The organism is Sphingomonas paludis, assembly GCF_053502515.1.
This window is the reverse complement of sequence record NZ_CP187558.1, coordinates 1639708-1657064: the sequence shown is the minus strand read 5'-3', so window position 1 is coordinate 1657064 and position 17357 is coordinate 1639708. Positions and strand designations below refer to the sequence as shown.

General features: G+C 67.5%; 17 protein-coding genes. 5 read left to right on the top strand and 12 right to left on the bottom strand.

Annotated features, from left to right (window positions below):
* Positions 1-13: 13 nt before the first annotated feature.
* The 4 genes from bla to ACPVPU_RS08050 are packed head-to-tail and all read right to left on the bottom strand — an operon-like array spanning position 14 to position 3450.
* A complete protein-coding gene (bla, locus tag ACPVPU_RS08065) occupies positions 14-895 on the bottom strand; it encodes a class A beta-lactamase (protein ID WP_448657421.1) in 882 nt (293 codons plus the stop codon).
* Positions 896-902: 7 nt separating this feature from the next.
* Entirely contained in the window at positions 903-1238 is a 336-nt protein-coding gene (locus tag ACPVPU_RS08060) for a 2Fe-2S iron-sulfur cluster-binding protein (protein WP_448657419.1), read from the bottom strand.
* Entirely contained in the window at positions 1235-2332 is a 1098-nt protein-coding gene (locus ACPVPU_RS08055; RefSeq protein WP_448657418.1) for a cysteine desulfurase family protein, read from the bottom strand. The genes ACPVPU_RS08060 and ACPVPU_RS08055 overlap by 4 nt, the downstream gene beginning before the upstream one ends.
* A complete protein-coding gene (locus tag ACPVPU_RS08050) occupies positions 2329-3450 on the bottom strand; it encodes a cysteine desulfurase family protein (RefSeq protein ID WP_448657417.1) in 1122 nt (373 codons plus the stop codon). Before ACPVPU_RS08050 ends, ACPVPU_RS08055 begins: the two co-directional genes overlap by 4 nt.
* A 112-nt stretch (positions 3451-3562) precedes the next feature.
* On the opposite strand from ACPVPU_RS08050, the gene ACPVPU_RS08045 reads away from it, so the two are divergent.
* A complete protein-coding gene (locus ACPVPU_RS08045) occupies positions 3563-4219 on the top strand; it encodes an alpha/beta hydrolase (RefSeq protein WP_448657416.1) in 657 nt (218 codons plus the stop codon).
* 55 nt (positions 4220-4274) lie between these two features.
* On the opposite strand, the gene ACPVPU_RS08040 is transcribed toward ACPVPU_RS08045, so the two are convergent.
* Together ACPVPU_RS08040 and ACPVPU_RS08035 are read right to left on the bottom strand one after the other, a co-directional pair.
* A complete protein-coding gene (locus tag ACPVPU_RS08040; RefSeq protein WP_448657415.1) occupies positions 4275-4454 on the bottom strand; it encodes a hypothetical protein in 180 nt (59 codons plus the stop codon).
* 17 nt (positions 4455-4471) lie between these two features.
* Positions 4472-5440, bottom strand: coding sequence for a threonine ammonia-lyase (locus tag ACPVPU_RS08035; RefSeq protein ID WP_448657414.1), 969 nt, complete (start codon positions 5438-5440; stop codon positions 4472-4474).
* Between the two features lie 151 nt (positions 5441-5591).
* Here ACPVPU_RS08035 and ACPVPU_RS08030 point away from each other — a divergent pair, with 151 nt between their 5' ends.
* The 4 genes from ACPVPU_RS08030 to ACPVPU_RS08015 all read left to right on the top strand — a co-directional run bounded on the left by ACPVPU_RS08030 (position 5592) and on the right by ACPVPU_RS08015 (position 9640).
* A complete protein-coding gene (locus ACPVPU_RS08030; RefSeq protein WP_448657412.1) occupies positions 5592-6794 on the top strand; it encodes a type III PLP-dependent enzyme in 1203 nt (400 codons plus the stop codon).
* Positions 6795-6970: 176 nt separating this feature from the next.
* Positions 6971-8023, top strand: coding sequence for a 1,9-bis(guanidino)-5-aza-nonane synthase (locus ACPVPU_RS08025; RefSeq protein ID WP_448657411.1), 1053 nt, complete (start codon positions 6971-6973; stop codon positions 8021-8023).
* Between the two features lie 160 nt (positions 8024-8183).
* A complete protein-coding gene (locus tag ACPVPU_RS08020) occupies positions 8184-8627 on the top strand; it encodes an MAPEG family protein (RefSeq protein ID WP_448657409.1) in 444 nt (147 codons plus the stop codon).
* 14 nt (positions 8628-8641) lie between these two features.
* Complete coding sequence (locus ACPVPU_RS08015; protein ID WP_448657408.1) at positions 8642-9640, top strand: alpha/beta hydrolase; 999 nt, start codon at positions 8642-8644, stop codon at positions 9638-9640.
* A gap of 2 nt (positions 9641-9642) precedes the next feature.
* Here ACPVPU_RS08015 and ACPVPU_RS08010 read toward each other — a convergent pair whose 3' ends face one another.
* Genes ACPVPU_RS08010 through ACPVPU_RS07985 form a run of 6 tightly spaced genes read right to left on the bottom strand, consistent with a single transcriptional unit; the run spans position 9643 to position 17337 of the window.
* Complete coding sequence (locus tag ACPVPU_RS08010; protein ID WP_448657407.1) at positions 9643-11529, bottom strand: XrtA/PEP-CTERM system amidotransferase; 1887 nt, start codon at positions 11527-11529, stop codon at positions 9643-9645.
* A complete protein-coding gene (gene xrtA / locus ACPVPU_RS08005; protein ID WP_448657406.1) occupies positions 11529-13058 on the bottom strand; it encodes an exosortase A in 1530 nt (509 codons plus the stop codon). The genes ACPVPU_RS08010 and xrtA overlap by 1 nt, the downstream gene beginning before the upstream one ends.
* The gene (locus ACPVPU_RS08000; protein WP_448660444.1) at positions 13055-14251 is read right to left on the bottom strand and encodes a TIGR03087 family PEP-CTERM/XrtA system glycosyltransferase; all 1197 of its coding nucleotides are present in this window, start codon (positions 14249-14251) and stop codon (positions 13055-13057) included. Before ACPVPU_RS08000 ends, xrtA begins: the two co-directional genes overlap by 4 nt.
* Positions 14251-15324: a FemAB family XrtA/PEP-CTERM system-associated protein gene (locus ACPVPU_RS07995; protein ID WP_448657405.1), complete on the bottom strand. Its 1074-nt coding sequence runs from the start codon at positions 15322-15324 to the stop codon at positions 14251-14253. The genes ACPVPU_RS08000 and ACPVPU_RS07995 overlap by 1 nt, the downstream gene beginning before the upstream one ends.
* Complete coding sequence (locus ACPVPU_RS07990) at positions 15321-16193, bottom strand: XrtA system polysaccharide deacetylase (protein WP_448657404.1); 873 nt, start codon at positions 16191-16193, stop codon at positions 15321-15323. The genes ACPVPU_RS07995 and ACPVPU_RS07990 overlap by 4 nt, the downstream gene beginning before the upstream one ends.
* A 22-nt stretch (positions 16194-16215) precedes the next feature.
* Positions 16216-17337 carry an ExeA family protein gene (locus ACPVPU_RS07985; protein WP_448657403.1) on the bottom strand — a complete coding sequence of 374 codons (1122 nt, stop codon included), beginning with the start codon at positions 17335-17337 and terminating at the stop codon, positions 16216-16218.
* Positions 17338-17357 lie beyond the last annotated feature (20 nt).

Below are 17357 nucleotides of genomic sequence, written 5' to 3'. Positions count from 1 at the left end.
AAGCCGGGTCAGGTCAGGCGCGTGCCCAGATCGCCCCGATCAGCTTGCCCACTTCCTGATGCGCGGCCTCCGCACGGGCGGGGTCCATGCCCGATGCCTCCAGATAGCTGGCGATGACGATGGGCTTGCGGCCGGGCGGCGTGGCGATTGCGACATCGTTCCAGTGGCCCCGCCCGCTGCTGCCCGTCTTGTCGCCCACGGCCCAGGCGGCGGGCAGTCCGGCGCGCAGCCGGTTCACGCCCGTGGTCGATGCGGCCAGCCAGCCCATCAGGCGGGCACGCGATGCAGCACCCAGCACGTCTCCGCCGGTCAGCAACTGCTTGGCCAGCCGGGCCATCGCATAGGGGCTGGTGGTATCCAGGTCGCTGCCGGGCGAAAACCGGTTCAACTCCGGCTCCATCCGGTCGCTCCGAGTCACCGGATCGCCGGATGCGCGCAGGAAACGGGTCAGGCCGCCGGGGCCGCCCACTTTCATGAACAGCAGATTGGCCGCCGTATTGTCGGACTGGACGATGGCGGCGGCGCACAGCGCCTCGACGCTGAGCTCTCCCTGACCGATGGCGGCGCGAACGACGGGCGCGTGATCCAGCAGGTCGGCCGTGCCGAAACGCACCGGATCGCCAAGGCCGATCTGTCCGTCGTCCACCCGCGCCAGCACGGCGGCGACCAGCGGCAATTTGATGGTCGAACACATCGGATAACGCGATTCGGCATCGATCATCAGCCGCTGGCCGGTGTTGGTGTTGAGCGCGGCCACCCCGATCCGGCCCCCCGCCTCCTCGACGATCCGGGCGATGGGATCGCGGGCCTGTGCCCAGGTCGCGGCGGGCAGTCCGATGGCGGTAGCAGTAATGCCGCCCAGCACCAACTGGCGACGGGAAAGGGTCATGGTCATGGGCGTCCTATCGTCCCTGCATGTCGCGGTGGCTGCCCGGGATGCGCACGGTCAGCCCGTCCAGCGCGTCGGTCAACACGATCTGGCACGCCAGGCGGCTGAACCGCGTCGCCCCTGGGGCAAGGTCGAGCATGTCCTCTTCCTCCTCGACCGGCGGGGGCAACCGGTCATAGTCTTCGGCAGCGACCAGGACGTGACAGGTGCTGCAAGCCATCTGGCCCTCGCATGTCCCCTCAAGCGGCTGGCCATCGGCTTGTGCCACCTCCAGCAGCCGACCGCCCGGTGCTGCGGCAACCTCCCGCACCGTCTGGCCGTCGGCGGCAATGAAGCGCAGCCGGATCATGCAGCGATCCGTTGATCGGCGGCGGCACGGCAGATGCGGTCTAGGGCGGTCATCAGGTCGTCCTCCGTCGTGGTCCGCCCGAAACCGAGCCGAATGCTGGATCGGGCGTGTGCATCGCTGAGGCCCAGCGCCCGCAGCACATGGCTGGGGCGACCCGATCCGCTGGCGCAAGCCGACCCCGCCGAAAAGGCGATGTCGCGACAGTCGCTCATCAGGCGGGCGACGTCCAGCCCGTCATGCCGGACGTTCAGGTTGCCGGGCCAGCGAGGATCGGCGGCCCCGTTCAGAGCCCAGCCGCTGCCCAGCCGGTCGCGCGCCAGGGCGAAGAGGCGGGCGGCATGGGCGGCATCACCGGCCATCCGCTGTCCGGCCAGCCGCGCCGCCGCGCCAAAGCCGGCGCACAGGGCGGGCGACAGCGTGCCGGATCGCCCCGCTCCCTCCTGCCCGCCGCCATGGATCAACGGGTCGAGGGTGATGCCGTCGCGGATCCACAGCGCGCCGATGCCCTTCGGCCCGTAGATCTTGTGCGCGGAGACGGCGACGATGTCGCAGCAATCGGGTACCGCGATCTTGCCATAGCCCTGCACCGCGTCGCAGATCAGAACCGCGCCGGCGAAATCCGCCAGCTTGGAAAGGGCGGCGATGGGCTGTATCACGCCGATCTCGTTGTTGACGAGCATGGCGACGACGGCGGCCACCCCCGGCACGATGGCCTGAACCGCGGCATCCATGTCGACCAGCCCGTCCTTGCCGACCGGCAGGATGGTCACGTCCCGGCCCTGTCGCCGCAATGCTTCGACCGTATCCAGAGCCGCCGCGTGCTCGGTCGCCAGCGTGACGATATCGCCCGGCGGCAAACCCTTGATCGCCCAATTGAGCGCCTCGGTCGCCCCGCTGGTAAAGCTGACCTGCCCACCCGGCGGCAAAAGGGCCGCCACCTGTGCCCGTGCCGCCTCGACCGCCGCCCTGGCCCGTCGACCGGCAGCATGGGGGGAATGGGGATTGGCGAATCCGTCATCGGACAGCCAAGGCAGCATCGCGGCCAGCGCCTCGGCCGCGAGCGGCGTCGTCGCCTGATGGTCCAGATAGATCATCCGGCGACCGGCCCGTCGCGGTTATCCTCGTCCGGATCGGGACATTCGCGCTGCCCCACGATCGATTCCCAGGCATCGCAGACCGTATCGACATCGGCCTCCTGCGTGTCCCGGCCAAAGCTGATGCGGACCACCTCGCCCGCCTCGTCCCCGTCGATGCCCATATGGGCCAGCACATGGCTGGGCCGCATCGATCCCGACGAACAGGCGCTGCCCGCCGACACGGCGATGCCCGCCATGTCAAACCGGATCAGCTGGGTCGTCGCCTTCATCCCCGGCATCCGGTACGCACCGACCAGCGGGGATCGACGCTGGGCATCTTCCCCGATCACCTCGCCCCCGGCATCAAGGATCGCGTCCTCCAGCTGGTCGCGGAGCGCCGCCAGCCGGTCCAGCGGCTCCGGCTCGGCGAGCGCAGCGGCATAGCCCAGGATCGCGGGCAGATTTTCGGTACCGCCGCGATAGCCGCGCTCCTGCCCGCCGGTCGGCAGCAACAGGGCGAAATCGCGCACCAACAGCGCGCCGACGCCGGGCGGCCCACCGCGCTTGTGCCCAGACACGGCAATGAAATCGGCATGATCCTGCGGTCGGTGCGCGTCGGACCAACCGGCGGGCATCTGGGCTGCGTCGACGAACAACAGGCCGCCCGCCGCCTTCACCCGTGCCGACACATCGGCCAGCGGCTGCAGGACACCGGTTTCGTTATTGCCCCATTGCACCACGACCAGCGGCCGCTCGCCCGCATCGGCCAGCAACGCCTCCATCCGGTCCAGATCGACCTCGCCGTCAGGATCGACCGGCAGCATCACCGCATCGCTCGCCGCCCGCAGCACCGCATCATGTTCGGTCACCCCGACCAGCCGGCGGCCGGCCTGTGCCCGGCGCAGGCCGATGCGGATCGCCTCCGTCGCGCCGCTGGTGAAGATCACCTCGTGCGGCCAGTCATAGACATCGGCGACCGCGGCCCGCGCAGCCTCCAGCCGGGCGCGCGCCGCCCGCCCCTCTGCATGGGGAGAGGAGGGATTGGCCCAATCGAGCAGCGCATCGGCCATCGCCTGACGGGCGACCGGCAGGATCGGCGTCGTCGCGGCATGATCGAGATAGATGCGACTGGCCATCGGCAATTCCCATTTGCGGGACGGGCGCAATGATTGCACGCGCGGCCCGAGCGTCTATATAGCCGGTCACTTGACCCGCGCCAGCGCGGGCCGGCCATTTTCGCGAGTAACCATGCCCGAAGTCATTTTTCCCGGCCCAGAAGGTCGTCTGGAGGGGCGTTTCGCCCCCGCCCCCCGCCCCCGCGCGCCCGTGGCGATGATCCTGCATCCGCATCCCCAGTCGGGCGGCACGATGAACAACCGGATCGTCCAGGAACTGTACAAGACGTTCCAGCGGCGCGGCTTTGCCACGCTGCGCTTCAATTTCCGGGGCGTCGGAAAAAGCCAGGGCGTGTTCGACAACGGCGTGGGCGAATTGTCCGACGCGGCGGCCGCGCTCGACTGGGTGCAGAGCTTTCACCCCGAAGCATCGACCACCTGGGTCGCCGGATATAGTTTCGGCGCTTGGATCGGCATGCAGCTGTTGATGCGACGCCCGGAAATCCGGGGCTTCATCTCGATCGCACCGCCGGCGAACATGTACGACTTCACCTTTCTGGCCCCCTGCCCGTCGTCGGGCATCATCATCCAGGGGGATGCCGACGAGGTCGTGACGCCGGGCGGCACGCAGAAGCTGGTGGAAAAGCTGCGCACGCAAAAGCACATCACCATCCACCACGACACCATCAAGGGCGCGAACCATTTCTTTCAGGACGAAATGGACGACCTGATGGGCAGCGTGGACAAATATCTGGATTTCCGGCTGGATCCCTCCTGTCCGATCCGGTGAGCGACGCGTCCGCAAGGACAACGCTCGACACCGGTTCCGGACCAGCTGACGCGGATCAGAGCGTCAGGATCAGGACGTTGGCCAACAGGATGGCCGCCAGCACGAGCATCAGCACGGGCTGGCGGCGGTTCCCGCCCCGCCGGAACAGCACCAATGCGCCGATGACCAGGGCGAACACCGCCAGCATGGCGATGGCGGGCGCGGCATTGCCGATCGAGGTGAGTGCGCCGGGCATGAGGGTGCTTTAGCGGATCAATCGGATGTTGCCAGCACCTGTGCGAACGCATCCAGATCGGTATTCCCCCCCGACAGCACGACCAGCATTCCCGGCTGCGGCTCAACCCTGCCCGCCAATATCGCAGCCAGTGCCGCCGCCCCGCCTGGTTCGATCACCAGTCGCAGGCGCGCCGCCGCCCAGCGCTGGGCCGCCCGCACCTCCGGCTCCGTTACGGCAACTCCGGTTGCGCCGCGCCGGGCCAGCACCTCGAACGTCCGTTCCGCAACCCGCGGCGTCTGCAGCGAATCGCAGGCAGTGGGGGGCGCGTCGGGGCCGACCGGTTCGATCCATCCAGCCTCCAGACTGCGGCGCATGTCGTCCCACCCGGCAGGTTCGGCCAGGGTGACGCGCGCATCGGGCAGTGCCAGCGCCATGCCGGCCGCCAGCCCTCCCCCGCCGCAGGGGACCAGGATGTGCGACGGATCGGGCAGGCGCATCTCGACCATCTGGGTCAGCGCCTCGATCGCGACGCTTCCCTGGCCCTCGATGACCCAAGGATCGTCGAAACTGGGCACCAGCGTCGCGCCGCGCGCATGGGCCAGATGCGCCGCGATCTTCTCACGCGATTCGCTCCGCCGGTCATAGGTGACCACCTCTGCCCCCAGCGCGAGCGTGGCATCGCGTTTCACGCGGGGCGCATCCTCCGGCATCACGATGACCGCAGGCATGTTCAGCCGCCGTGCCGCCCAGGCGACGCCCTGCGCATGGTTGCCCGAGGAAAAGGCGACGACTCCGGGTGCCCGCACCATCGGATCGATCGCCGTCAGCCGGTGCCATGCGCCGCGCAGCTTGAATGCCCCGATCGGCTGAAGCGATTCCGCCTTGAACGCAACGGGCACCCCGCGGATTTCGGCGACGAACAGAGGTGTCGGCGGCAGAATTGCGGCGATCTTGGCTGCTGCATCGCGCACTCCGGCGCGCGTCGGCTGTCTTATTAGTGTCACAAAATCACCCCGACCCGAAAAAACCCGGTGCAATGTCTTTACAGCCGGGGCCATCCTGCATATGTCCGCGCCTCCGCTGCCCCATGGGACTTCCAACCGCAAGGCAGCTTTTCGTCAATGTTTGCCGCAAGGCATTTGGAGGTCCCTTGAATTGCACAAGCATCATAGCGCGCTGGGGCTAGCTGTCTCCACTCGACCGGTTGCTCCGGTCACGCTCGTTCGTCCGCACGCCGCATCGCGTGCCGCCCGCTTCTTTGTCGAGAAGTTTCCGGGGCGGTCGATGTATGCGGTCAAGGCGAACCCGTCGCCCGATCTGCTCCGCATCCTGTTCGATGCCGGGGTGACGCATTTCGACGTCGCCTCCATCGGCGAGGTACGGCTGGTTGCCCGCGAAGTACCTGGCGCGACCCTGTGCTTCATGCACCCGGTCAAGGCTGAGGAAGCGATCGAAGAGGCGTATTTCACGCACGGCGTGCGCACCTTCTCGCTCGACACCATCGAGGAGCTGGAAAAGATCGTCCGCGCGACCAGCCGCGACGGCGTCGCGGCAAGCGACCTGACGCTGTGCGTCCGGCTCCGCGTGTCGTCCGATCATTCCAAGCTGTCGCTGGCCGCCAAGTTCGGCGCCGCGCCGGGCGAGGCCAAGGAACTGCTGATGGCCACCCGCCAGGCGGCGGACGCGCTCGGCATCTGTTTCCATGTCGGCAGCCAGGCGATGAGCCCGGAGGCCTATGCCAACGCCATGGAGCGGGTGCGCATCGCCATTGTCGAGGCGGGCGTGACCGTGGACGTGGTCGATGTCGGCGGAGGCTTTCCGTCCAGCTATCCGGGCATGGAGCCGCCGCCGCTGGAACGCTATTTCGCGACGATCCACCGCGCCTTCGAAAGCCTGCCGATCAGCTATTCGGCGGAGCTGTGGTGCGAGCCGGGCCGGGCACTGTGCGCTGAATACAGCTCGATCATCGTGCGCGTCGAAAAGCGGCGCGGCGACGAGCTGTACATCAACGACGGCGCTTACGGCGCGCTGTTCGACGCGGCGCATATCGGCTGGCGCTTTCCCGTCCGCCTGCTGCGCGAGCCGGACAGCAATGCCCGCGACATGGCGTTCAGCTTCTATGGTCCCACCTGCGACGACCTCGACCACATGACCGGGCCGTTCATGCTGCCCGCCGATGTGCGCGCGGGCGACTATATTGAGGTGGGGATGCTGGGCGCTTACGGCGCGGCGATGCGCACCGCGTTCAACGGTTTCGGCTCCGATGCGACGGTGATCGTCGACGATGAGCCAATGACCAGCCTGTATGTCGCGGCGGACGAAGACGCCGCGGTGGCATCGAACGTCGTCAAGCTGTAACGCAGGCCATTCACTACAGTGCCCGCTCGGGCTGAGCATGTCGAAGCCCTGTCTTTTCTTCATCGGAAGAAGGACAGCCCTTCGACAGGCTCAGGGCGAGCGGGCCTGATAGCATCCTTAAAAGGGTTTGCGCGTCCCCGACCCCAATGACTGCGTGATTGATCGAGAGACCAACCATGACCGACACCAAGATCAACGACACCCGCAAGGCGGAGCTGCTGTCGACCGAAGTCGAGCATATCGACATCACCAGTTTCGACGCCCGCCCGATCGTGGACGCGATGGGCAAGATGAGCTTTACCAGCCGCGACCTGGGCCGCGCGACGGGCATCTACAACCAGATGCTGGCCGACAAGGATTGCACGGTGGTGCTGGTGATTGCCGGTTCGACCTCGGCCGGCGGCTGCATGAACCTCTATGCCGAACTGGTACGCAACAACATGGTCGACGTGATCGTCGCCACCGGCGCGACCATCGTCGACATGGATTTCTTCGAAGGGCTGGGCCACAAGCATTATCAGGCGCTGGAAGTGCCGGACGACGATACGCTGCGTTCGCTGTACATCGACCGGATCTACGACACCTATATCGACGAGGTGGCGTTGCAGCATGTCGACCACACCATTTTCGAGATCGCCGAGACGCTGGAGCCGAAAGCCTATTCGTCCCGCGCCTTCATCCGCGAGATGGGCAAGTATCTGGTCGAGCATGGCAAGAAGGACAACAGTCTGGTCAAACTCGCATACGAGCATGACGTGCCGATCTTCTGCCCGGCATTCGTGGACTCCTCGGCTGGCTTCGGTCTGGTGAAGCATCAGGTGGATTCGGTGAAGGCGGGCAAGCCGTACATGGTGCTCGACGCCATCGCCGATTTCCGCGAATTGACCGAGATCAAGATCCAGGCGGGCACGACAGGCCTGTTGATGATCGGCGGCGGCGTGCCCAAGAACTTCATCCAGGACACGGTCGTCTGCGCCGAAATCCTCGGCCATGACGATGTCGAGGTGCACAAATACGCGGTGCAGATCACCGTGGCGGATGTGCGCGACGGTGCCTGCTCCTCCTCCACGCTGCAGGAAGCGGCGAGCTGGGGCAAGGTGAACACCGGCATCGAACAGATGGTCTTCGCCGAAGCGGGCAGCGTGATGCCGCTGCTGGCCAGCGACGCCTATCATCGCGGCCACTGGAAGGACCGCGCCAAGCGCGCCTGGGCCAAGCTGTTCGCCTGATCGCCCCGGTGCACCTGCGAACGCAGGTGCCAAGGGCCGCGGGGCCTACGCCATGCCGCTCTGGATTCCGGCTTTCGCAGGAACACGGACCGGTACCGGGTTGAACAACCGATATGATTGATCCAGCCTCCCCCGAGGACATTCGGGGGAGGCTTTTTTCATGCACGGACAGCTTGGCGGGATCACGATCCTGCAACCCGTCGTCGCATTGATCGCATGGACGCTGGTGATGTGGCTATGGATGTATCTGACCCGCATTCCGGCGATGCGGCAGGCGGGCATCGACGTGCGGCGGCTGACCGGCGGCACGGGCGCCGACCTGCGCCAGCGGATCGACCCGAAAAGCCAGTGGCCGGCGGACAATTACAATCACCTGCTGGAACAGCCGGTCCTGTTCTACGCCATCTGCCTGACGCTGGCCGTGATCCAGCAGGGCGGCGGCATCAATGCAATGATTGCATGGGCTTATGTGGGGTTGCGCATCGCCCATTCGCTGGTGCAGGTGACCAGCAACCGGGTGGTCGTGCGCTTTGCCCTGTTCACGCTGGCGACATTGACGCTGGCTGCGCTGACGCTGCATGCGGCCATCCCCCTGTTCCGCTGACCAAAGGATTGCCGATGACCCTGACCCTGGACCGCCGCAGCGTCATTGGCGGGGCAATCGGGCTGGCCGGTGCGGGCGCATCCGCCCCGGCCATGGCCGCGACTGCCGCTCAGGCAGGGCCGACCATCACGAGCTGGCCTCCGCCCGGCGCAGTGCCGCTTTGGCCCGGCCGACCGCCCAACGCGCCGGCCACCCTGCCCGCCCCGAACAATTCGATCAACGGCGCGCCGAATGATCGCCAGCTCTGGGGTCGCGGCATCGCCATGCCGACGCTGGCGGTATTCCGCCCGGCCCAGTCGAACGGACGCGCGGTGCTGGCCATCCCCGGCGGCGGCTATGGATTCGTGTCGGTGGAAAACGAGGGGGTCAACGTCGCCCGGACGCTCAATACGCTCGGCTATACGGTGTTCGTGCTCACCTATCGCCTGCCGACGGAAGGGTGGCGCGACCGTTGGGACGTGCCGCTGCAGGATGCGCAGCGGGCGATGCGCGTCATTCGTTCGCGGTGGAGCGAATGGAACATCGATCCACGCCGGATCGCGGTGCTCGGCTTTTCGGCCGGTGGCCATTTGGCCCTGTCGCTGGCGGTTGGCCATGCCGACCGGGTCTATACGCCCATCGACGCCGCCGACCGGCTGCCAGCGCGGCCCGATTGCCTTGGGCTGGTCTATGCCGTGTCGACCGTCGCGCCGAACAGCGGGTTGAAGGGCCAGTCCGCGATCAACCTGCTGGGCCCGAACCCGCCCGCTGCCGCGCTGACCCGCTATTCGTCCGACCGCCGGATCACGGCACAGCTGCCGCCGGTGATGTTGGTCCATTCGGTCGATGACGGATTGGTGCCGGTGGACATGAGCCTTGGCGTGTTTGCCGCCGCCCGCGCTGCGGGGGTAAAGGCGGAATTGCACGTCTATGAACTGGGTGGTCACGGCTATGGCATGGCGCTCAACAGCGCCCATCCGGCGCATGGCTGGGGCAACCAGTTCGCCCGATTCATGGGGCGGCACCTGGCCTGAGATCAGGCCAGCAGGCGCCTGAGGCTGCGTTCCAGGGTCATGAGCTGCCACAGCGTGCGATCATGATCGGCCATGCCCGACCGGTGATCGCCTGCGATCCGGGCAAGCGCCTTGCCGTCGAACCATTGCAGCAGCACGGGCGACGTGGCGAGTGCCGCCGCCTGATCCGCCAGCGGGCCACGGAACCAGCCGGCGATCGGCACGTCGAACCCCTGCTTTGGCCGATAGAGGATATCGCGCGGCAGATAGGGCTCCATCGCCCGTTTCATCAGCCATTTGCCCTGCCCGCCGCGCAAGCGCATCGATACCGGCAGGGTGGCGGCGAACTCGATCAGCCGGTGATCGAGCAGCGGCTCGCGCGCCTCCAGCCCCACCGCCATGCTGGTCCGATCGATCTTGGTCAGGATGTCGCCCGGAAGCCAGTGCCGGAAATCGGCATATTGCGCCCGGTCCAGCGGATCGCGCGCCGGGGCGTCGCGCATGGCGGCCAGATAGCGCTCCTCCGCCCGGTACCCCCCGATGGTACGGCGCATGGCATCACCGTACAGCCGCTGGCGCAGCGCGGGCGTCGTCACGCCGACCGCCTTGGCATAGGCATCCGCCCCATCCTCCGCCAGCGCCAGCAGCGTAGTTTTTGCCCGGAACATGCGCGGCGCCCAGTCGGCCTTTGGGTATAGGCGCCCGGCGGTTCCGAACAGGGTAGAACGCACACCGTCCGGGATCACGCCGCGCACCCGTTCCTCGGCCGCGTGAAAGCGATAGCGGCGATACCCGGCCATCGCCTCGTCCGCGCCGTCGCCGGACAGGGCAACCGTCACCGTTTCGCGCGCAAGCTGGCATACGCGATAGGTGGGCAGCGCCGACGGGTCGGCAAAGGGTTCGTCATAGGCCGCGACCAGCGTGTCGATCAGGCCGAAATCATCGGCATCGACGCGGCGTGTGCGGTGGTCGGTGGCAAAGCGGTCCGCGATCGCTTGGGCATAGGCGGTTTCGTCATGATCGGCCTGGGCAAAGCCGATGGTGCAGGTCTTGACCGGCTGGCGACTAGTCTCTGCCATCAGCGCGACCACCGCAGAGCTGTCCACGCCGCCAGACAGGAACGCGCCGAGCGGCACATCCGCCACCATCCGCGAACGCACCCCCTCGCGCAGATGATGGGTGAGTTCCGCCTGCAGGTCCGCCGTCGAGCCGCGCGCGCGGCGCGAGAAATCGACATCCCACCACTGCACCGGCTGCGGCACCGGGCGACCGCGCTCCAGCAACAGGAAATGCCCGGCCGGCAGTTTCGACACTCCGGCCAGGATCGCCGTATCGTCGGGCACATAGCCCAGGGCCATGAAATCCTCGATCGCGGCGGGATTCACCTGACGCCGGAACAGAGGATGTGCCAGCAACCCCTTGAGTTCGGAGGCAAAGGCAACCGCGCCATCGGCAAGCTCCGTATAGAAGAGCGGCTTCACCCCCATCCGGTCGCGCGCCAGGAACAGGCTGCGTCGGTCGGCATCGTACAGGGCAAAGGCGAACATGCCGTTCAGCCGGGCGAGCAGGTCCGGACCCCAGGCACGCCAGCCATGCAGCAGCACTTCGGTATCGCTGTTCGAGGTGAACCGCGCGCCCATCGCCTCCAGCTCGGCGCGAACCTCGAGAAAATTGTAAACCTCGCCATTGAACACGACGACATGGCTGTCCGACGGCAGAGCCATGGGCTGTGCCCCGCCCGCCAGGTCGATGATCGACAGCCGCCGATGGCCTAGCCCGACGCCCGGCGCAGTCCACACGCCCGATCCGTCCGGCCCGCGATGCGCGATGGCATCGGTCATCATGGCGATGCGGGCGGGATCGACCGGCTTTGGCGTTTCGGGATGATACAGCCCGGCAATGCCGCACATCAGCGCGGCATCCCGGCAGCGCGATCGGCAACCCGGTCGATCGGCCCCATCGCCGCCAGGAAATCCCGGATCGCGCGGCGGCTGTCCTGATCGGTGCGTTCGGCGGAAATCAGCACGGCAACGGCGCGCTGCGGCCCGCCCAGCAGTTTGACCCGAAGCGTCTCCAGCTTGACGCGCTTTTCACTGGCGGTGACGACATTGCCGACACGGTACCATGTCGCCACTTCCCGCTCCACCCGGTTGGGCCCGATCATGCGCAGGGTCGATCCGTCCTGGATCGGGTCCATATCCTCGATGCGGACCCAGACGTCGTTTTCGCGGATCGCGCCCTGGCCATGGGCGACCAGCTCATGCCCCTCGCGCTGGCCGGCATAGACGGCGATGCCCAGATCGACCGTCCGGCCGACCGAATCGCGGTACCGGCCGATCAGCCGGTGATCGGCGGTCGGATAATTGGGCTCCCACGGCGCGGTGCGGCTGGCTTCGATCCGCGTCCAGCCCGGAACATCGGGCAGGTCGATCCGCGCGGGCAGCGGCTGGGCGCGCAGGTCGGTGGCCCAGGCAGCCGTCGCCGCCAGCACCGCGATCCCGATGACCGCGCCGGTGGCCGTCCAGCGATCCAAGGTCCGGGCGGGCGGCGACTGGAGCCGGGCCGGATCGAACCAGGGCATGGCCGGATCGCGGTCGAACCAGCGCCAGCCCATGGCGATCACGGCCACCATGACCAGCGCGAAGAAGACGAAGCCATAGACGATATGGTCGAACCCGGTCGCCGCCTCCACACTGGTCCACCAGGCGGCATAGATGGTGCCGAATGCCCGCACCCCGTTGGCAAGCACGGGCACGACCAGCGCCATTGCCATGAACGCGATCCGTCGCCGCCATGACAGGTAACAGACATTGGCGACCAGCGAGCCATAGGCGAGCATGGCGATCAGGAACTTGTTGCCCGAACACGCCTCTGCCACCTCGAAAAACCCGTTGGACGTGGTGATCAGCACGCCGTCAACCGATGCCGGCACCTGAAACAGCGCAAGCAACGCCATCACCATGTCGACCGTAACCGACTGAAGCGGTGCCTCCATGAACTCGCCGAACGGCACCAGAAAGATCATATAGGCCAGCGGAAAGATCAGCCCGCGCGCCACATTCGGCCCGAGCAGCGCGATCGCCGAGCATTGCATCATCCCGACCAGCGCCACATGCCGCAACAGAGCGACCCCGGCGGCATCGCCGACAATCCAGAGCAGGGCCGCCCCGGCAAGCGGGATCAGGGCCGGCCACCAGGCAACCGGCGTTACCTGCGCCAGCTCCGTCCGACGCTGCCAGACGAGCCAGCCGAGGATCGGCGGCACGAACAGGCAATGGCCGAACGTCGTCGAATTCCAATAGATTTCGGCCAGGTCAGCCACGTCGCCTGCAAACAGCAGCAACAGCGCCGCCCATGCGACGGCCAGCGCGATGCCGTGGCGCTGCCAGGCGGCCGGGGCCGTTTGCACGGCCAAGGGACTGGGCCAGGCCAGCGTCATGCCGCATCCCGCGCGGCCGGGCGATCACAGCCGATCAGCGCGTCCAGTCCCCTCAGGCAGGCATCCCAGCCATATCGGGCAATCACCTGATCCCGGGCGCGGGCGCCGAGCAGCGCCGCCGCCGGATCGTCGATCAGGCCAGCAACCGCCGCCGCCATCGCCGCCGATCCATCGGCAACGCGCAGCGCGCCGCCATGATCGATTCCCTCAGCCGCCGCCGGGCTGGCGACGACCGGGCGGGCCATCGCCATCGCCTCCAGCACCTTGTTCTGCACGCCGCGGGCAATCGCCAGCGGAGCGACGACGACCGATGCCGCCGCCAGCCATTGCCGCGTATCCGGCACCTCTCCGGTCACGATCACGCCGGGCAATTGCGCCAGCCTGCGCACCGCTTCGGTCGGCGCGCGCCCGACGATCGAAAAGCGGGCATCGGGCCTGCGGGCATGGATCAGGGGCAGGACGTTGCGGGCAAAACCGGCAACCGCATCCTCGTTCGGCCGATAGTCCATCTGGCCGGTGAACACGATCAACGGGCCGGCGACATCGATCGGCGCGACGGACGCAGGATCGAAACGATCGGTATCGATGCCGTTTTCGACGGCATGAACGCGCGGTGCGCCGGTGCGGTCCGTGAACAGTCCGGCTTCGGCCGTGCTGACGAACAAGCTGGCATCGACGCGAGCGGCCACCGCCGCCTCGAATGCCTGAAGCAATCGCGCCTCGCGCCGCATCATCCAGGCCATTGGTCCGGTCCCCGCCCCGTAATCGGCGAATTTCGCGGAATCCATGTCCACGAAATCCATCACGATCCGGGCCGTGGTCCGATCCGGCAGATATTGCGCCATCTGGCCGGAAAACACGAACAGGGTATCGATCGGATGGCGGGTCAGCACGGCATTCACCGCGCGCGCCATTGCCGGATCGGCAAAGGCCGTCAGCGACACGGGGCGGCCAGCGGCCAGTGCCTCGATGGCGGCACACGCCCGCCCCTTGGTCCGGAGCAGGATGTGGTGGCTTGCCGCCAGCCGGCCGAGTGCCGGCCCGTGATGCATATCCCGCGGATCGTCGGCAAAGGCGACCAGATGCACCCGGTGGCGTGCCGCCAGATGCACCAGCTGATGATAGCTGCGGATCTTGTCGCCGCGGTCGGGGGGATACGGAATGCGATGGGCGAGGTAGAGGATGTCGCCCATCAGCCCAGGCCCCGGGCGATCCATGGCCCAAGCCGGTTGGCGATGCCCAGCGGCAGCCGCTGCCAGGCCGCCACCTGCAGCCGGAATTTCGGGCTGAGCGGATTGACCTCGCGCATCGGCACCCCGTCCCAGGCGCGCTTGAAATAGGCGAGCGGCTGAGGGTCGAACCCCCAGTTCTTCTTGAACGCGGCCGCCCCGGTTCCCGTTTTCGACCGGCCAAAGTCGAATGCCGTGCAGCCGCGACGCCGGGCGTGACCCATCAGCGCATAATACATCAGGTCGTTGGCCCGAAGCGCACGGGCGGCGTGCGTGCCGCCCCCCCAATAGGGATAGACCGTGCCGCGCCAATAGAGCGACAGCACGCTGGCCACCGGTTCTGCGCCGTGGCTCACCGTCAGGATATCGGCATCCAAACCGAACGCATCCAGCACCTCTGCAAACAGCCGCACGGGAAACACCGGCGTGCCCAGATTGCGGACGGATTCGGCATAGACGGCATAATGGGCCGCCCGGTCGGCGGGGGCATCACCGGTGGTGACGGCCAAATCCTTGTCCAGCGCCTTGCGCACCTCCGCGCGCTGCTTACGCGGGATCGCCAGCAATTCGGCGGCGTCGTCGGCCGCCAGCGGACGCACATGGCCCAGATAGCTGTGCCCGTCCGCCACCCATCCATCCCCGGGGGCCGCACCGCCGCGCAACTCGACCGTGGGACAGGACAGGCGATGCGACAGGGCAACCGCCGATTCGGCCAGGGCCGCGACGGCGCGGCCATGGTCGGCCAGGATTCCGCCATCGACGCCGAAACCGGTCGAAACCAGTGCCCGGCCAAACAGGGGCGAATGCATCTCGGTCAGAGGCAGCACGCCGCGAAGCGACCCGCGCGCATCCTCTGCAACCAGATAATGCCAGCGCTGTCCCGTTCCCCGCGCCGTCGCAATCGACCACCGGCTATGGTGAAAGGGGGTGGCAGCGGGCTGTTCGTCGACGAACGCGTCGATCCGGGCGCGCTCCGCCGGATCGCCCAAGTCGGCGACGCGCACCGACAGCGCGCTGGCAAAAGCTGGGGCGTTCATGGCAGCCGGGCCGCTTCGGCGGCGGCGACCGCGTCGCAGCGGCCCCAGCGGTGGTCGCGCAGCAGGGTGCGCAGCTTGCCCGCCATCGCACCCAACCGGGCATAATGGCGGATCCGGGATTTGAGCGGCGCATCGCTGACCCGCGGCTGACCCGGATCGATCTCCCATGGGTGGAAATAGAACATGGCCGGCCGTGCATCGTCGGCATTGGCGTCGCGCACGGCGCGCGTGGTGAAGCCGCCGGGGAACAAGCGGAAGAACCCGCCCCCCGCCGGCGTCGGTTTGCCGAACAGGCTGCCGAGCGTGATCGGCAGCTCGATCAGATCGCTGCCCGCCACCGGTCGCCATGCCCGCTTTGGCGCGTCGGCCCAGCCATAATGATCGGTCGTCACCGGAGCGACGCTGGACGAATAGGCATAGCCGGCCTCCGCCAGGATCGGGTGCGCCCACGGGGTCCGCTGATCGATCGAGAAGCTGGGGGCGCGGTAGCCGGTGACCGGCGTGCCCGATGCATCCTCCAGCGTCTTTCGCGCGCGGTCGATATCGTCGCGGAACTGGTCGGCGGTCATGCGGAACACCCGGCCATGCGCCCAGCCATGGCTGGCCAGTTCATGCCCCTGATCGACGATCCGCCGCATCAGCGCCGGATAGCGATGCGCCACCCAGCCAAGGGTGAAGAAGGTTGCGGAAACCCCCGCCTCTGCAAACAGCGCCAGCACGGCATCGGTGTTGCGTTCGACCCGGTGTTCCAGGCTGTCCCAGCGATCGGGCGACAGCACCGTTTCAAAGGCGCCGACCTGGAACCAGTCCTCGATATCCACCGACATGCCATTCAGCACGGGGCCGGGCGCAATCGGATGATGCAGCATTGAACGGCTCCCCTGCCCGGTATCAGGCGGCGTTGGATTGAACGCCGGCCACTTCCGCCTTGCGGGCGTCGGTTTCAATCCAGTCGACCAGCAGCGTCAAGACCCGGCGCAGCGCCGCATCCTGTTCCTCCAGCCGCGCCTCGATCGCGTCCAGCCGGGCGGCGAACGCGTCATCCACCGGGCGAGTGGGGAGCGCGTTGGCATGGACGGCCTCGCCCTCCGGCCGGATCGGCAATGGCGGGCGGGGCGCGGCCGCCGGGGTCAGCGCCATCGGCTCCAGTGCCGGCGCAGGCGTGGCCGGTTCCCCTGCCCCGTCCTGCTCGGGCTGGGTCATGTCGGCATCCAGATCGGCCGCGACCGCATCGATGTGTTCGGCGCTGAACCGGTCGAGCTGTTCGACCGCGCCATAGAGCAGCACGCGGGTGGCGAGCTGATTCAACCGGCGCGGGACGCCGCCCGACCAGCGATACATGGCCGCAATCGCCTCGCCCTCGAAATCGGGATTGCCGGTCCAGCCGACACGGGCCAGCCGGTGCGCCAGATAGGGGCCGACCTCTTCCGGCTCCATCGGCATCAGGTGGTGCATGGCGATCACCCGCTGGCGAAGCTGTTCCAGCCCGCCGGTCCCGGTCAGCAGGGTGCGGAACTCCGGCTGGCCCAGCAACAGGATCTGCAGCAGCGGAAAGCCGCCCGATTGAAAGTTGGAGAGCATTCGCAGCTCTTCCAGGCTGTCGACGGGCAGCGACTGGCTTTCGTCGACGATCAAGAGCGCACGGCGGCCCGCCCTGGCAACCGCGTGGAGCGCCCGCTCGATCGCCTTCAGCACATCGGCCTTGGCCAGCCCGCGCGTGTCCGCGCCCAGCCCGTCGGCGACCAGATGCAGCAGATCGGCCGCCGCCACCTGGGTGGTGACGATGCGCACCACCTGCAGCTGGTCGGAGTCGATGGTTTCCATCAGATGCGCGACCAGGGTGGTCTTGCCAGTCCCCGGTTCCCCGGTGATGACGATGAAGCCCTCGCCCTGGCTCAGGCCATAGCCCAGATAGGCCATCGCCTTTCGGTGGCTGGCCGTGTCGAACCAGAAGGTCGGATCGGGCGTCAGCTGGAACGGGCGTCCGCTCAATCCGTAATGGGCGTCGTACATAATCAGGCTCTCCGTGGCGC

Coding starts and splice junctions, on each gene's coding strand:
- xrtA (WP_448657406.1), bottom strand. CDS start 13,058: ATGACGCTGGCCTGGCCCAGTCCCTTGGCCGTGCAAACGGCCCCGGCC.
- ACPVPU_RS08020 (WP_448657409.1), top strand. CDS start 8,184: ATGCACGGACAGCTTGGCGGGATCACGATCCTGCAACCCGTCGTCGCA.
- ACPVPU_RS08025 (WP_448657411.1), top strand. CDS start 6,971: ATGACCGACACCAAGATCAACGACACCCGCAAGGCGGAGCTGCTGTCG.
- ACPVPU_RS08060 (WP_448657419.1), bottom strand. CDS start 1,238: ATGATCCGGCTGCGCTTCATTGCCGCCGACGGCCAGACGGTGCGGGAG.
- ACPVPU_RS08015 (WP_448657408.1), top strand. CDS start 8,642: ATGACCCTGACCCTGGACCGCCGCAGCGTCATTGGCGGGGCAATCGGG.
- ACPVPU_RS07985 (WP_448657403.1), bottom strand. CDS start 17,337: ATGTACGACGCCCATTACGGATTGAGCGGACGCCCGTTCCAGCTGACG.
- ACPVPU_RS07995 (WP_448657405.1), bottom strand. CDS start 15,324: ATGAACGCCCCAGCTTTTGCCAGCGCGCTGTCGGTGCGCGTCGCCGAC.
- ACPVPU_RS08040 (WP_448657415.1), bottom strand. CDS start 4,454: ATGCCCGGCGCACTCACCTCGATCGGCAATGCCGCGCCCGCCATCGCC.
- ACPVPU_RS07990 (WP_448657404.1), bottom strand. CDS start 16,193: ATGCTGCATCATCCGATTGCGCCCGGCCCCGTGCTGAATGGCATGTCG.
- ACPVPU_RS08045 (WP_448657416.1), top strand. CDS start 3,563: ATGCCCGAAGTCATTTTTCCCGGCCCAGAAGGTCGTCTGGAGGGGCGT.
- bla (WP_448657421.1), bottom strand. CDS start 895: ATGACCATGACCCTTTCCCGTCGCCAGTTGGTGCTGGGCGGCATTACT.
- ACPVPU_RS08000 (WP_448660444.1), bottom strand. CDS start 14,251: ATGGGCGACATCCTCTACCTCGCCCATCGCATTCCGTATCCCCCCGAC.
- ACPVPU_RS08055 (WP_448657418.1), bottom strand. CDS start 2,332: ATGATCTATCTGGACCATCAGGCGACGACGCCGCTCGCGGCCGAGGCG.
- ACPVPU_RS08010 (WP_448657407.1), bottom strand. CDS start 11,529: ATGTGCGGCATTGCCGGGCTGTATCATCCCGAAACGCCAAAGCCGGTC.
- ACPVPU_RS08050 (WP_448657417.1), bottom strand. CDS start 3,450: ATGGCCAGTCGCATCTATCTCGATCATGCCGCGACGACGCCGATCCTG.